This is a genomic window from Brevibacillus sp. NPDC058079 (assembly GCF_042885155.1).
In the GTDB taxonomy this organism is placed as follows: Bacteria; Bacillota; Bacilli; order Brevibacillales; family Brevibacillaceae; genus Brevibacillus.
Genome location: NZ_JBHVSO010000012.1, coordinates 32,535 through 46,752 on the forward strand (window position 1 = coordinate 32,535; position 14,218 = coordinate 46,752).

Genomic DNA, 14,218 nt, shown 5'->3' on the forward strand with positions numbered 1-14,218 from the left:
ACGGCTTCTTTTATGTTAGCGGAGTTCAACGACATTGTTGGAAGGACCCAACTTTTCAGGCGAAAAATCGCTATAGTGGATCGATGCGAGATCAGCTACGTAGTACGACTTCCCGTCCTTTGCCCAGCCGATGATGCGATGATTGTCACTTAAATTGTAGTAGCCAGGCATTCCCTTGTCAGGAGAACCAAATGGATAGCTGCATTTTGTGACTTGTTTGCACGATTGAATGTACATATACGAATCTTGAGAATTGGAAGTACGAGAGTGCTGTTCTACTGCCATCTGATGTCCTGATGGCGACCAAACAATCTTGTCCAAGTGTCTCTCAGTGAACACGGGATCTTTCAAATTGACCTTTTTCCCCGTCTGCAAATCCAGCATGTATTCTTCTGTCATTGTTCGGATATAACGGTACTTCATATCATTGGAGTAAGAAGGAAATGTGGTCATATTGTGATCGTATTTCAGGCCAGTCGGTAAGTCTAACTCCTTGTATGCTGTTTGTGTTCTGTAAAACAGCTTTTTCGAATTCGGTACCCAGTAATACATTTCTTCGTCTGTTCCACTCCGCCATTCATACTGGTCATTCTTTTTCATTTTAAGCGTAGGCAGATGTTGCAAGTAAAGGTGACCGCTTACTTTGGTATTGGAAGAGAGCATGTCCATCCGGGTAAACGCCATGTACTGTTCATCCGGTGAAACGGAAAAATCAACGACGGGATACTGAGCTGCTGTCGGGACGAGTACCGTTTTTTTGCCGTCTGGCAGACTGAGCTTCACGATACTGCCATTTTCAAGAACGTAGAGCGCGTCCTGCTTCGGCGACCATTTTCCATCGCCGGATAGTTGCGTCAGTTTTTTTGTCTGCATGTCGTACAGGTACGGTATGGTTCGGTCCGCCTTCCCGTAATCGATTCGCTCCCCGTATACAAATCTGCTCGATGGCGACATACTCGCCCGGTGCATCAAGGGCATGTTTGTAACAGTTTTGGTGGTTTTTCCATCTAGGGCTACTTTGTAGATGATGACTGGTTCTGGCTTGCGTGGGTCTGCCTTTGCTGGAGCAGAGGCATTGATTTGTCCAGGGATAAGGGTACCTAGCAAGGTAATCAGCAAGCATGAGAGCAACAAGCATTTTTTCATCAAGGGACCTCCCGAATAGGTAATCAATACATAGACGCTCGCTGGAAGCACTTGGTTTCTTGTTGCACGAAAAAAAGATCGGAAGCACCCCTGCGCCTCCGACCTTTTTTCACTTACGCACGAACCATCATTGCCTTCCGCAACCACTCTACTTCTTCAGCTAAAACACGCTGCGGACTCTGACCAAACCATTCAATAGATGCAAAATAATCCGTATCCGCAATCTTTTCTAAAATAGGCCCATAATCTACAACACCCTCACCGAGCAGTACCATTCCCTCACGATCGCCGTTCGGGGCATATACATTATGCGGAGCGAATACCGGCAGATGATTCGGCGAGGAAATATTTTTCAAATGATAATGAGCTACCCACGGTCTCAATTGCTCGTACGCGTCGATTGGATCAGCACCTGATTCCCAGACATGAAGAAAATCAAGATTCACTTTTAGTGCAGGATGATTGACTTCCTGCAACAAAGCAAGTGTAGAACTCATAGAATCTGTGAGCGTGTTCGGATGCGTTTCGACCAAGAGCTGAATCCCGTGCTCATGACACATCTTACATAAGATTTGCAGATGATGCACATAGCGTGCACGCTCTTCTGGCCCAACTTCATTACTCGCCTTCTGTCCAGCGAACGTCCTGATTTGCTTTACATGTAGCCATTTTGCCAGTGAAATGAGTCTTTTTGCTTTTTCCAGTGTACGCTGAAATCCAGATGAAGTAGCAATATCCAGATAATCGCTAAGCATGGAGATACTCATGCCTTGATCCCTGACCAACCTTACCTGCTCCTCCATCTCTAATCGATCATGATCGTACAGATGTTGAGCGTGGGTTCCCCATAATTCGATCCCATCAAAATGATGACGATGAGCAAACCGAACAATCTGTGCAAACGAAATTAGCTGGTGGCGAAAAGTGATTGTGCACAATGAGAGTTTCATTTGACCTTTACCTCCACCCTTTTTCGTCTACAGTGACGAGACTTTTATCCATTTGGGTCCACAGAACAAACTGACGTTCCAGTTCTTTTTTCACTTCAAGTTCAATCAGATCAATCTCTTCTAACGCCTCGATAATCGGAGGTAACAACGCCATATTCTTGGTCATCGCCATTTTGACAGACAAGTACTGAGCTGTCGTATACCCTTGGTAGATGTCCTCCACTTTATATGCAATGCGCAAAAACTCATCACGATGGTATTCCAGGTAATCTTGCAGATATAGGAATGCATACTCGTAGCTGTATTTACGGATCGCAATCACTTTAACTTGGGTCACTGCTGGGAGTAGCATGTCCAAGTTGTATCCATTGCGCCCTTCTGCCATGTCTGTAATCAATTGCTTCAACTCAAGGGTAAACGGATTATGATCACGTTTGAGTGCGTCGTAGAAATAGTCGTGGATCATTTCATAGGTTGGTTCCTTAATTTCACTCGCATCCACCATAAAGCCGCCACCAACCGGATTTTCTAAGAAGGCTTTGATCACCGTCTCCTTCTTCACATTGCCCTCCCAACGAAAATCCGGGTCAAACATAAACCACTCATCTTCGTTCTCCGTCTTTGAAATCATCAAAAAATGCGGGAATGGCTTCAACGCAAATTTATTATCTCGCTCTGGAACCAGCGACATGTCTATCTGAACAAGGACAAACTGATCCTCGGTACGCTTATCAATTAGCTCTAAGAATGTGTCCAAATTGGAGGCTTTATCTTGGGAATGATCATACCATTCTGTTACTTTCGCTCGGAAAAGTCGTTCATAACCCTTGATAATCTCCTCATGGTTATCAATGTAATACGTGACTACACCTTGATCCGTAATGGAATACTCGGCATCCCATATACCAAAATAATAGGGACGATAATCAATCTTTGTGCGGCGCTTAATCACTTCGCATAGGCATGAAATAATGCAATGAACCTTAACCATTCTGTATCCCCCACTCGACGTTTGGATAGACGCTAATTCGATACATGCTGCGGTTCCAACTGTTCAACAAAAGTAAGGAGTGATCCAACAGTTTGGAAGATTCGTGGATCTAACTCATGAGCAGGAACTACCAAGTGCAAATCTTCCTCGATATAAACAATCAGTTGCAATAGCATAATCGAATCAATATGTAGATCCTCATTCAATCGCATGGACTCCTCTAGCGTGAGGATATGCGATAATTTTAATTTTTCGGTCATGATCGTATGGATTTGCTCGATTCTTTCTGTTCGTGTCATTTGCTGATCGTCTCCATTTCTAATAATCGACGGCTGATTTTTCCTGTGGCTGTCTTAGGAATGCTCGTCACACATTGGATTTCGAATGGGACTTTATAGCCTGGCAAACGATCTTGGCACCATTCCCTGATTTGTTCAGGAGTAGTCCCTCCCTCTGTAATAACCTGCGCCTTCACAATCTCTCCCATGACCGGATGACTTCCACGATACACGACCACTTCTTTTGTCCCACTCATTTTCAAAATGACGTCCTCAACCTCTAAAGGAAATACCTTTAAACCAGAGACGTTTATCACATCATCCATCCTTGATACAAATTGAATATGTCCTTCTCCTGTCCAGAAACCTAAATCCTGCGTCGCTATTTCGTTCTGTCCAATCCGAATGACTATTTCCGCAGGTTGTTCTTCATTTTCACCCGTCGTCATTGTTACATGGGAAAGGGGAACCCCCAGATCTGTATGCGTCCGCATCTGTTTACTCATACTGACGCACCCCGCCTCGGAGCATCCATATTGTTGCATCAAGATGTCGCTCATGCCTTGCAGCTTTAGAAACAAGCCTTCTGGCATAGGAGCTCCAGATGTCATTAACCGGTGAAAACGTACCTGCTCTCGCGTAAAGCTTGATAAGATGTGATAAAACACTGGCAGACCATAAACAATATGCCGGGGAGTATCTTGAATCACTTGCAAAGCAAACTTGGGATTTTTGTGCGTCACAATCGAAGGCTTACTTCCCCGTTCCAGTGCTGCCAAAACTCCACAAATCAATCCATACGAATGTGTCACCGATGCCAGCACGATCGGGGTTAACGCTTCCTCTCCCCGAAACAACTCGTTGTAGGCTTGTATTTCTGTTTGGATATCCTCCCAACTTCTCCCGATTAGCTTCGCGTCCCCCGTAGTACCTGAGCTATATTGATAGAGCGATGGTTTCTCGCTCTGTTGTTTATCCGTGATGGACAAGAAGTGCTTCGTCTCCTGATAAACAAGCCCATAACATCTTGCCTTCACTGCCATCTGATAGGCTGTTTCCATTGGGGTTTCCCCATGAATTAACAACACCGAAGCGTTATGCTCACGTAAATATTGAACGAGACTAATCACGTCAAGTGGATCAGCTATGCAGACTGCGTACCTCTTTCCTTCCGGCTGTTGAAAATGATCCATGCTTTTGAATCCTTGCTTATGTCTCTCCATTTCATGCACAGAAATCTCATTTTGATTCACTATGAACATGCTAGTAACCTCCCACAGCCATGGAATGAAGCCTTTTCCTTGCCTCGAACAAAGAATTGGGGACTTCATGTAAATGATAGTTCTCGTTCGTTGTATATAGCTTTTTCTTGGTCAATTTTTCTACCTGCACGGTTGGAACAAACAGATCAAATCGCGTAAATCGCTCCGCCAATTCCGGGAATCGTTGCTGGTGACTCTCTAATACCTTAACGACCATCTCCCAGAATTGCTCTTCGGCATATCCGTAATGCTCCTCTAACAGCCGTGCGAGTTGCCCCAGATTGATTAGAAATAAAGTCTCCAATGTCAAATCTCTGACTGTTGATGTTTCATTCATGTGAAACATCACATCATCGGGCTTCGTTGCGTAATATTCATGCACTTCCGCGAAGTTCGGGCATTTGTCTGGCTCACTCAAGAACGGTTGGCAAAAAATCAAATCTTCATGGAAATCCTTCAATGCTACCCGAGAAGGGACACCATCCCGATGCACCAGGATCATATTCTGCGCGTGGGTTTCCATTGCAATTCCGTGTTTCACAAGAATATGAACGACTGGCAATACACTGCTTTCTAATAATCGCGCAAGCCAATTCTCTAGCCCTTGCTCACGAATCCAACGGTCAATGAATGGCACCCCATCCACCTCTACTGCCGCTAATACGTTATAAGGAACCGCATCTTCTCCCGCTTCGAGATGAGGGATGAGACTTTCTCTCCACATGCACCCAATTACCCCGAATGTAACCATTTCCACCAGTTCAGAAGCAGGTGGAGGATCGTATGCCACTGCAGCAAACTCTTGGAGCATGATCACCCTTTGCACGTCTCGTAAATACGAATCTGCGTCCGTAATCCCCTTGAGCCACCTCGAAACAATGGGGGCACTTGCCAGTGAGTGCGGCGTGAGATGACGTGGCGCTGAAGTATTCACTACGTTCATCGAGAGTTTAAGATAAGGTTTATGCGGATTACTTTTGTTAGCAAAGGTGCGGATGGATTGTTGTGGACGATGACCATCAGAGCCTACTCCTAGCACAATGATCTCTTTGCGATGGATATCGTCCAGGAATCCAGGCACGATATGATTACGCCACTGCCAAGGATGGACAGGCACGAAGGCATACTGATCGGGATCGCATCCATGATTGACGATGATTTGTTGAAAAGCTTCTTTTTGTTCCTGGCCTATTTCATCCAAAAGAAGGCCATCGAAATTTCTACCTTGATCAATGGACACTTGAGAATATTGTTTATGTATCGCTACCCAAAGAAAATGAACTTCCTGCTTAAATTCAGGACCATAGGCAAAATGATCTACGTAGGTAAATCCAACACGTGATTTATAGCTAGGATGGTAAGGGTGTCCGTCCATCAGATCACCTTCCAGCTCATCGTACGATTTGCCCTGCATCCGAATATCATTTTGTACCCGATAGTATTGGGCCAATGTATCCTTTAACAACGTTTGTTCCAAATCATTGGCAAATAGCTTCAGTCTTTGTTCATCTACCGTATTCATTCGGAAGATTTCCACTAAAAAACGAGTGAGGGATATCGCTTCAGATTCTTGCTGTGCGACTCCGCTTTGATCGTAAACAACACGAGTAACGGGGGCCTTCCCTAAACGAACAAGCCCAAAACTCGCACTTCTCCGCCCTTGGCAACGATAGCGAACAGGCAGATCCCCCTCATCAAGCCCATGTAGGGTGTAAATCGTCTCTTCACCCTCTTGGATGGTCTCAGGAATTAAAATTCCCTCATATAACAAAGACTCGATGCATTGTCGAAAGACCCTTCTTCTCACCTGCACGTACTGTGTCGAGTGAAGTGCCTCTTCAACCGAGAAATCTTGTATTGTTAACTCCATACCTTATATCCTCCAAATCTCTTCAAGCTAGATGCTAGCAAGCTATCCAAAAGCATGAAGCCCAGCCTTTTCGGTCTGCTTTACTTTTGCTAAAGGATTATCTATGTAAACAAAAACAGATGATCTCTCTTCCGGTTGGGTTAATTCATCCAGATCATAGAAGCGCGTGAGCAGATTCGCCTTACACGGAAGCTGTTCGCGAGTCAATAGATTCTCTAGAAACTTCGACGCCTCTCGATTCATAGGTAAAAACTCCGTCAAAACCTCATGCATCTCTGCCAATAAGATTTGTTCATCAATTAATCCTTCTGTTCCAAATCCATTAATGAGTCCAAACATATGGTTAAAAATCATATAATAGGTGATACGCTCATCTACAAGATGGTCTTTGTAAATGTTCCTACTCGCCTTGCCAACCCCAGGCAATTCTGTCTCTAATACTTCTTGCATCGATTCTGAGAAATAGTAGCCTTGATTATCACGATAAAAGAACTGATCGGGGTATCCGTCTTTAAGAGTGACAACACTATTCTGTTGATGGGCTTCCAAGCCAATTCCGTACCTTAGATAGAGCCATACCATTGGCTTCAATGAAATATCTACATACCGTTTAAACCATTCCAAACTAACTACTTCCAGTCCCTTACCTTCCTTTTGTGCCAGATGGTGAATGATCGTTGCCAGCCTACTCTTGTAACCAGGAAGTGGATCTTGCACGAGCGCAGCGATTTGCGTGACTTGCTCTGCATTACTCCCCATAAAGGGATTATCACGCAGGATCACTTCAAATCCCGTTTCTTCCGCCTGATCCAACGTAATCGTGATGTACGCCGGATCAGAGATAAAGCCAAAGCCTGGATACTTGCGACTCACCTCACCGATCCCTGTTTCAAAAAGTTGCTTCGCCTCTAAACCAATCTCCATCTCACTTAACTTATTGATCCGTAAAGAATTCGTAACTTTGATTGGGACGGACAGCTTGAGCATATATTTCTTTTCAGGATGATAAACCGTTCGGAGAGAAGATGTTGCCATATACTCCTCACCCGCTGGTCCCAGGTAAAGAAGCAACCCTTTCTCTATCAAGGATTGTATGGCTACCTTTTCAAGCAACCATTCTGCTTGAAGTGGATGAATCGGGACGATTGAAAATGATGGATCGACATCAGATATCGAAGGAAACTCACCCTTCAGTAATTGCGTAGCGGATTCTTTTAACCCAGATTTTTCGTGAACAATCGACGGATGGGCAGCAAACAAGTGGAGTTGAAACTTCCCGCAACACTCCGGTGCATACAACGCTTGCTTGGCCTCAGGAATTCCTTGCTGACTCTTCGGTGTTGGATGGAACAAGTGACCGAACAAAAGTGCCTGCTCTGCTTCGATGAAGCTTTGTTCCACTCCATATAAAATCTCCGCATTACTTTGGCGAGCCCTAACAAATTTCTCAATGCTTTGGCAGCTTTGAATCATACGCAAGACTAACTCATCTGGAACTGCATTTTCCCCATGCTGAAGCGTTAGTTCTTTAATCAAAAGAACCGCTAATGTCAAATAGTCCGCCTGAACGAAACGAGTACAGTCACCACTTCGGTAGCAAGCTGGATAATGAAACAAATGCCTGCCAGTCACCGAATGATATTTGACACCGACATAGAGGGAAATCCCCTGATGCGGGAGTTCGCAATGAAGGTATGTACCTGTTGCACTCGGCTGTATGATCTTCGTTAGCTGCTTAGTAATCTCGTCTTTTCGATTGATCCACTCGCCCCTACCTGTTTCTCGGAGATAACAATTGAGAAAGCTCTGCATCGTTGCATGCTCTGCGATATGCTTGACTACGAACATGTTACCTCTCCTCTTGCTTGATCCAATTTTTTATTCAAGCATTGTGACTGACATAACTGGTAAAACGTCCCATAAATAATGTAAACGATTATCATTCTCATTTCAAGTGATAATATTCACCTTGTACAGTTAGGTGAGATAGTCTGACAGAAATTAGTTCCTCCCTCCTACACAAAAAGAAAAAAGATGCCGATTCATCAGCATCTTTTTTCTCATGATTAGTCCAACTCTTCCGCATCTACGACGTTGCGACCTTTATCCGCATGTCGCTCGATACCGAGTTGCACCAGACGATCGATCAGCTCGCTGTAGCTCACACCCGCAGCTTGGAAAAGCATTGGATACATGCTAAACGGCGTAAAGCCTGGCATCGTATTCACTTCGTTGATATAGAGCTTGTCGTTTTTCTCATCCCAGAAAAAGTCTACACGGGAAAGGCCAGAGCCATCGAGTGCTTGGAATGCCTGCTTGGCAATTTCCGCGATTTGTTCGGATACATGCTCGGGAACGATGGCAGGAATGGAGAGCTCTGTTCCTGCCCCCTTGTACTTGGCTTCATAATCGTAAAATTCTTTAGCGGCAATGACTTCCCCAACGACAGATGTCATCAGTTCTTCATTCCCCAAAACGCCAATTTCCAACTCACGTGCTTGAACGAACGCTTCCACAATCAATCTACGGTCGAATTTGGCAGCTACCTCTAATGCGTGTTTGAGCTCTTCACGATTTTTCGCTTTGTTAATCCCTACGCTAGAACCCATATTCGCCGGTTTGACGAAACACGGATAGCCGAGTTCACGCTCGATCCGATCCATGACATCGTCCTGGCCTTTTTCCCATTGCGAGCGCAGAAAGCCTACATATTTCACTTGCGGAAGTCCAGCTTGTGCAAAGACGGTCTTCATCATCCATTTATCCATTCCGATAGCGGAAGCCATTACTCCGGTTCCCACGTACGGGATATTCGCCAATTCCAACAATCCCTGGATCGTCCCATCTTCGCCAAATGGTCCGTGAACCACAGGGAAAACAACATCCATTTGCTCATTCATGGCAAACAGCGATCCTTTCTTGTTTGCGATTGCCAGCTCTTGCCCTGTCTCTGTTGTCTCGGTAATGGCTGGCGTCTTTGCCGATAAGCGCAACGCTTCGATCTTATCCGGCAGTTGACCTGCCAGTGTCTCTCCAGTCACCCAAGAGCCATCCAATTGAACGTACACAGGTGTTACCTCATATTTATTTGCATCCACGGCCTGCATAATGGACATGGCCGTACGCAATGAAACTTCATGCTCTGAGGATTTTCCTCCATAAATAATGCCCAGTCGGATCTTTTGATTTCCCATCTGTGTCATGCTCCTTTCCTCTCCGTACGAAACCGGAGAGTCTACCCAGTTTCTACTCTCTCCTATGCTATGCAAAAGCCCAACATCTGCTCTATTTACCGGGCCGAGCCCGTCATTTAGCATACACAAACCAAACGCCAAAAACAAGATAAGCAAGTATCACCTGCTCACGTTTTTTCTCATACCCTATAAATAAAATTCCTGTCATGGAGCTATTTTTTGGAGGGATTTCCATGAGAGATTATTTGTTGTTCTGCACATATTGCTCTTCTTACACTTTATTGCACAGCTATGATAAGGAAAGCGGGTCTTTCTTGGGGGAATACTCCCTGCTGCATAACAACTACACCCGAGACCCAATCGTCTTGAACAAATTTCTCCTCGCCCATCTCGGTCACACCATCCGTACCATTCCCTCTAAGACGGATGACTACCGTCAAATCATCTGCAATGCCTCACATTTTTTGGAGGATGATATTGACAAGTACGTGGAGGAAAGTCAGCAGCGGGCAAAATTCAAGGAGCGTGATCGGAAAAGCGAACGGGAAATCGGTCAGGTACAGCTATATCTGGTCGAGCATCTCTTGTCCCACGAGCTTCAGAACTTAAGCCAGGCCCGTGCTTCTACTCCCGCCGAAGGACAAGTCTTTTTAGGCAAGGAGCTGGGGTTCAAGCAGGCTCTCGATCTCGTCAGGCGTGTAAAAAATGACAAGCAATTGTCATGAGCACTTATTTCTTTATTCGAAATGATTCACATTCTTTTGCAACTCTTTCCGCTCGTCGCGCGTATAAAAAGAAAGACGATACAAGCGGGGGGAAAGAACATGTTTGAATACAAATTCGTCCGAGTTGAGCTGTCCTCTTTTCGACGCCAACCAAAAGAAGATTATCAGACCGTTGTCCACGAGCACGCCAAGGAAGGCTGGCGTTTGGTGCAAATCTTTGCTCCAAGCATCGGGGGCGACGGTATGGCCAAATACTTCGAATTGATTTTTGAAAAACCAAAGTCTTAAATCAAACTGAAGCCGAAAAGAAAAACAGCGCCGTATTAACGCGGACGCTGTTTTTCTTTTTCTCTATCGACGATCTCTTACTTCAAAGATGGCAAATTTCAAGTAATGAGCCTCATCAGCCCCACTGATTTGCGGATGATCCTTGCCCGCGCCTCGCCATTCAATCAGGCGCAGAATCTTTTTCGCATCGACCGCTGCCTCTTGAATCGTTTGCAGGAACAACTCAGGTGACATATGGTACGAGCAAGACGCGGTAACGAGAAATCCGCCTGGACGAACGAGCTTCATCCCGTTTAAGTTAATGTCTTTGTAACCGCGGCAAGCGCCTTTCACTGCTCCACGCGATTTCGCGAACGCTGGTGGGTCAAGAATGACCACATCCCAGTTCTTTCCTGCCTCTACATTTTCACGCAAGTAATCAAACGCATTGGCCACCACAAAATCAACGCGATGCAAGAAGCCATTGAGTGTAATGTTTCGCTTCGCTGTTTCGATGGCATGGTCGGAAATATCGAGGGCTGTCACTTTTTTCGCACCGTGCTTGCAAGCATTTAGGGTAAAGGAACCAGTGTGTGTAAAGCATTCCAATACCTCAGCGCCATCCCAAAACGGATTTTTGACCACTTTACCACGCTTGTCTACAGTCACCTGCTTTGTCTCGCCGTCTACTTCCATGCTCGTCAGGGTAATGCCGTGCTTTTCGCCCCAGCCTTTCATCAAAGGCGCGATGGACGCACGATTTTCCCGCTGATCATAGAAAAAGCCGGTCTTTTGCCCCTCTACGATATCCACATAGTATTTCAATCCGTTTTCTTCGATCAATACCTCACGCGGACACTCTCCGTACAGGACTTCTTTGCCTTGTGTCAGCCCTTCCAGTTCACGGACATGTACATCATTGCGCAAATAAATACCGGTCGGTGCAAATACCTCTACCAGTGCATCTCGAATCCAATCGATTCGCTTCTCTATCCCCAATGAGAGGACTTGGACAACCAATGTGTCTTCGTAGCGGTCAACGATCAGTCCTGGCAAAAAGTCGGCTTCCCCGTAAATGACGCGGCAAGCTCGTGGGTTTTCCACAAATCTCGTCCGGAATTCTGCCGCCTGCTTGATTTTGCGCAAGAAAAAGTCGTAGTTGATCTCTTCCTTTTGGTCGTAGCTCAAAATGCGCACGATCATTTGTGAAGCTGGGTTGATGTAGCCCTTTGCCAAAAAATGCCCTTTGTGATTGGTGACCTCGACGATTTCACCTGGTTCTACATCCCCTTGAATTTCTAATACCTCTGATTGAAAAATCCACGGATGTCCTACTTCTAGCCGCTTTTTCCGATGTTGATTCAATAGCACACGTGCCATGCAGCTATTCCTCCTCTTTGTCATGCTTGCCCTTGTACAGGCATAGCGTTATAGTAACTTGCTAAAAATGGACAGGGAGGAACGTATCTTGTGATAGTCTCCATCCTCGCCCCTTTTACCTTTGGGCTCACTTTTTTTCTTTTCGGTATGTACGCCATGCGCTCCGGCTTTCAAAACCTCGCCGGCAAAAAAATGGAAGAATGGATGGGGCGCTTTACACGTACCCCGCTCCATAGCTTCTGGATTGGTCTCTTCGCTACTTTTGTCTTGCAAAGCTCCAGTGCGGTAACCGTCCTGACGATTGGGCTGACGAACGCAGGCATCATCCAGTTCACACAAACCGTCGGCATCATATTGGGAACCAATCTGGGCACGACAGTGACAACGGAGCTGGTTGCGCTCAAGCTCGAGTCCTTTGCCATCCCCATGCTTCTCATCGGAGTCGCTCTATGGCTGATGCCGCGCCGAAACATTCGTTGCATTGGTCTTGTCGTCGCCGGCTTCGGACTGATCTTCCTCGGTATCGATACATTGAAAGTCATGGCGAAGCCTTTGGAGCAGTCTGAGACGTTTCGTTCGCTTTTTCTGGAGAGCAGCCATTCCATCTGGATCGGTTTGATTACCGGGATCATTTTCACCGCTCTCATTCATAGCGGTTCCGCTACGACCGTGATCACGATGGGCCTGCTCAGTCATCAAATTCTTTCGATGGAAACGGCACTCGCCATCGTATTGGGCGCGAACGTCGGGACTTGCTTTACCGCTGTCATTGCTGCTATTGGCACGAATACGGCATCCAAACAGGTCGCATGGTGCCATACACTCTTCAACGTCGCAGGAGCGATTGTTTTTTTACCGTTTCTTTCCCAGCTTGCCCTCGTCAGTGCATTTTTAACGGATAGTCCTTCTATGCAGATCGCCCATTCACAGACTATCTTCAATCTCATCTGCTCGTTGGTCGCGCTGCCATTCGTCCCGCAGATAGCCCGGTTTATTCAATGGCTGATCCCTGATAAGCGTCGTCCTACTGACCTCACCTTTAGAAAGAAAATGGTATCAAGTAGATGGAAGTAATGACGCCTGCCACGATCATTGCGACACTGGACGCTGCCGTTTGAACAGGAGAAACACGGTTCAAGCTAGCCGTACCAATGGCGTGTGCACTCGTACCGATGGCGATCCCGATTGCCCAATCATCCGTAATCTTACCCCATTTGAGAACAGGACGGGCAATCATGACACCGACCATCCCCGTCAACGCGGTAAAAAAGGCTGCAAGTGCAGGTTCCCCACCTATGGAACGACTCAGCTCCAATGCAATCGGAGTGGTCACGGATTTGCTAAGCATGCTTTTGTATACGAGCTCATCTGAACCCAGAAACCAATGAACCCCGATAACGACGAAAATCGCAACGGCACAGCCTGCACATACACCAAGCAAAACACCGCGCCAAATATGAGCAAACTCCTTGATCTGTTTAGCCAGCGGAATAGCGAGTGCAACCGTTGCAGGGCCAAGCCAAAAGGAAATCCACTGGCCACCAGCAGTAAATGCCTCCCAATCGCCGCTAAACGCCCACCACATGGTCCAGACCAAGACCACAGCCACCAGAAGAGGCTGCAATCGTTGAAATCGAGCGTTGATCATTGTTGCACCTTTGTACCCTGCTACCGATACCAAAATGGCGAAAAATTGACTAAGCATCCAGAGTCCTCCCCTCTTGCTGCAAGGACGATTCTGATTTTTGTTTATGATGCTTCAAATACCATTGTACAACCACACCAGTCACAAGCATGACTAGCAATGGACCGAGAACCATCGATAGTATGATTGGCAATGGATTTTGCGTGAATACGTTTAAATAGGAAGCAACTCCGACAATGATCGGTACGAAAAAGAGCAACATATGTCGAATCAAAAAAGTACCGGCTTGTTCCACCCAATCCATTCGTATCCATCCCATACACAGTCCAAGTGTTAACAGCAGCATTCCCACCAGGTTACCGGGCAGGGGAATATGCAGCCAGTTACTCGCAGCTACGCCTACCCCATAAAAAGCCAACAGGATGACGATTCCTTTAACAAATTTCATTTTGCTAATCTCCTCCCCGCTCCCTATCCTCTCTCTATAGGAACATCAGCATGCAGGACGGA

Annotated in this window: 14 protein-coding genes; 3 read left to right on the top strand and 11 right to left on the bottom strand. The window is 46.0% G+C overall.

Annotated elements, in window-relative coordinates:
- Positions 1–15: 15 nt before the first annotated feature.
- The 8 genes from ACFVS2_RS27615 to ACFVS2_RS27650 form a co-directional block, all read right to left on the bottom strand.
- The gene (locus ACFVS2_RS27615) at positions 16–1,146 is read right to left on the bottom strand and encodes a TolB-like translocation protein (protein ID WP_390239568.1); all 1,131 of its coding nucleotides are present in this window, start codon (positions 1,144–1,146) and stop codon (positions 16–18) included.
- A gap of 113 nt (positions 1,147–1,259) precedes the next feature.
- Positions 1,260–2,096, bottom strand: coding sequence for a sugar phosphate isomerase/epimerase family protein (locus tag ACFVS2_RS27620; protein WP_173620694.1), 837 nt, complete (start codon positions 2,094–2,096; stop codon positions 1,260–1,262).
- Between the two features lie 7 nt (positions 2,097–2,103).
- On the bottom strand, positions 2,104–3,087 hold the full coding sequence (locus ACFVS2_RS27625) for a DUF6005 family protein (protein WP_390239569.1): 984 nt from the start codon (positions 3,085–3,087) through the stop codon (positions 2,104–2,106).
- 32 nt (positions 3,088–3,119) lie between these two features.
- Positions 3,120–3,386, bottom strand: a complete 267-nt coding sequence (gene asbD / locus ACFVS2_RS27630) for a petrobactin biosynthesis protein AsbD (RefSeq protein WP_007727640.1) — start codon at positions 3,384–3,386, stop codon at positions 3,120–3,122.
- Positions 3,383–4,627 (bottom strand): AMP-binding protein, encoded by a 1,245-nt coding sequence (locus ACFVS2_RS27635; protein WP_390239570.1) that lies wholly within the window; start codon positions 4,625–4,627, stop codon positions 3,383–3,385. Before ACFVS2_RS27635 ends, asbD begins: the two co-directional genes overlap by 4 nt.
- Position 4,628: 1 nt before the next feature.
- Positions 4,629–6,497 (bottom strand): IucA/IucC family protein, encoded by a 1,869-nt coding sequence (locus ACFVS2_RS27640; RefSeq protein ID WP_390239571.1) that lies wholly within the window; start codon positions 6,495–6,497, stop codon positions 4,629–4,631.
- A 42-nt stretch (positions 6,498–6,539) separates the two neighbouring features.
- Positions 6,540–8,345, bottom strand: a complete 1,806-nt coding sequence (locus ACFVS2_RS27645) for an IucA/IucC family protein (protein ID WP_390239572.1) — start codon at positions 8,343–8,345, stop codon at positions 6,540–6,542.
- Between the two features lie 218 nt (positions 8,346–8,563).
- Positions 8,564–9,691 carry a D-alanine--D-alanine ligase gene (locus ACFVS2_RS27650; RefSeq protein WP_390239573.1) on the bottom strand — a complete coding sequence of 376 codons (1,128 nt, stop codon included), beginning with the start codon at positions 9,689–9,691 and terminating at the stop codon, positions 8,564–8,566.
- A 233-nt stretch (positions 9,692–9,924) separates the two neighbouring features.
- Here ACFVS2_RS27650 and ACFVS2_RS27655 point away from each other — a divergent pair, with 233 nt between their 5' ends.
- Entirely contained in the window at positions 9,925–10,416 is a 492-nt protein-coding gene (locus ACFVS2_RS27655) for a hypothetical protein (protein ID WP_390239574.1), read from the top strand.
- Between the two features lie 99 nt (positions 10,417–10,515).
- Complete coding sequence (locus tag ACFVS2_RS27660; protein ID WP_007727654.1) at positions 10,516–10,704, top strand: DUF4177 domain-containing protein; 189 nt, start codon at positions 10,516–10,518, stop codon at positions 10,702–10,704.
- A 63-nt stretch (positions 10,705–10,767) separates the two neighbouring features.
- On the opposite strand, the gene ACFVS2_RS27665 is transcribed toward ACFVS2_RS27660, so the two are convergent.
- Positions 10,768–12,063: a class I SAM-dependent rRNA methyltransferase gene (locus ACFVS2_RS27665; protein WP_390239575.1), complete on the bottom strand. Its 1,296-nt coding sequence runs from the start codon at positions 12,061–12,063 to the stop codon at positions 10,768–10,770.
- A gap of 90 nt (positions 12,064–12,153) precedes the next feature.
- On the opposite strand from ACFVS2_RS27665, the gene ACFVS2_RS27670 reads away from it, so the two are divergent.
- Entirely contained in the window at positions 12,154–13,137 is a 984-nt protein-coding gene (locus ACFVS2_RS27670; protein WP_219661043.1) for a Na/Pi cotransporter family protein, read from the top strand.
- On the opposite strand, the gene ACFVS2_RS27675 is transcribed toward ACFVS2_RS27670, so the two are convergent.
- Together ACFVS2_RS27675 and ACFVS2_RS27680 are read right to left on the bottom strand one after the other, a co-directional pair.
- Positions 13,103–13,768: an LrgB family protein gene (locus ACFVS2_RS27675; protein ID WP_173620684.1), complete on the bottom strand. Its 666-nt coding sequence runs from the start codon at positions 13,766–13,768 to the stop codon at positions 13,103–13,105. The two genes, ACFVS2_RS27670 and ACFVS2_RS27675, sit on opposite strands and share 35 nt — an antisense overlap.
- The gene (locus tag ACFVS2_RS27680; RefSeq protein ID WP_390239576.1) at positions 13,761–14,156 is read right to left on the bottom strand and encodes a CidA/LrgA family protein; all 396 of its coding nucleotides are present in this window, start codon (positions 14,154–14,156) and stop codon (positions 13,761–13,763) included. The genes ACFVS2_RS27675 and ACFVS2_RS27680 overlap by 8 nt, the downstream gene beginning before the upstream one ends.
- Positions 14,157–14,218 lie beyond the last annotated feature (62 nt).

What these genes read in the sequence shown, in the direction of transcription:
- ACFVS2_RS27615 (WP_390239568.1), bottom strand. Translation starts at nt 1,146, where the DNA reads ATGAAAAAATGCTTGTTGCTCTCATGCTTGCTGATTACCTTGCTAGGT.
- ACFVS2_RS27620 (WP_173620694.1), bottom strand. Translation starts at nt 2,096, where the DNA reads ATGAAACTCTCATTGTGCACAATCACTTTTCGCCACCAGCTAATTTCG.
- ACFVS2_RS27625 (WP_390239569.1), bottom strand. Translation starts at nt 3,087, where the DNA reads ATGGTTAAGGTTCATTGCATTATTTCATGCCTATGCGAAGTGATTAAG.
- asbD (WP_007727640.1), bottom strand. Translation starts at nt 3,386, where the DNA reads ATGACACGAACAGAAAGAATCGAGCAAATCCATACGATCATGACCGAA.
- ACFVS2_RS27635 (WP_390239570.1), bottom strand. Translation starts at nt 4,627, where the DNA reads ATGTTCATAGTGAATCAAAATGAGATTTCTGTGCATGAAATGGAGAGA.
- ACFVS2_RS27640 (WP_390239571.1), bottom strand. Translation starts at nt 6,497, where the DNA reads ATGGAGTTAACAATACAAGATTTCTCGGTTGAAGAGGCACTTCACTCG.
- ACFVS2_RS27645 (WP_390239572.1), bottom strand. Translation starts at nt 8,345, where the DNA reads ATGTTCGTAGTCAAGCATATCGCAGAGCATGCAACGATGCAGAGCTTT.
- ACFVS2_RS27650 (WP_390239573.1), bottom strand. Translation starts at nt 9,691, where the DNA reads ATGGGAAATCAAAAGATCCGACTGGGCATTATTTATGGAGGAAAATCC.
- ACFVS2_RS27655 (WP_390239574.1), top strand. Translation starts at nt 9,925, where the DNA reads ATGAGAGATTATTTGTTGTTCTGCACATATTGCTCTTCTTACACTTTA.
- ACFVS2_RS27660 (WP_007727654.1), top strand. Translation starts at nt 10,516, where the DNA reads ATGTTTGAATACAAATTCGTCCGAGTTGAGCTGTCCTCTTTTCGACGC.
- ACFVS2_RS27665 (WP_390239575.1), bottom strand. Translation starts at nt 12,063, where the DNA reads ATGGCACGTGTGCTATTGAATCAACATCGGAAAAAGCGGCTAGAAGTA.
- ACFVS2_RS27675 (WP_173620684.1), bottom strand. Translation starts at nt 13,768, where the DNA reads ATGCTTAGTCAATTTTTCGCCATTTTGGTATCGGTAGCAGGGTACAAA.
- ACFVS2_RS27680 (WP_390239576.1), bottom strand. Translation starts at nt 14,156, where the DNA reads ATGAAATTTGTTAAAGGAATCGTCATCCTGTTGGCTTTTTATGGGGTA.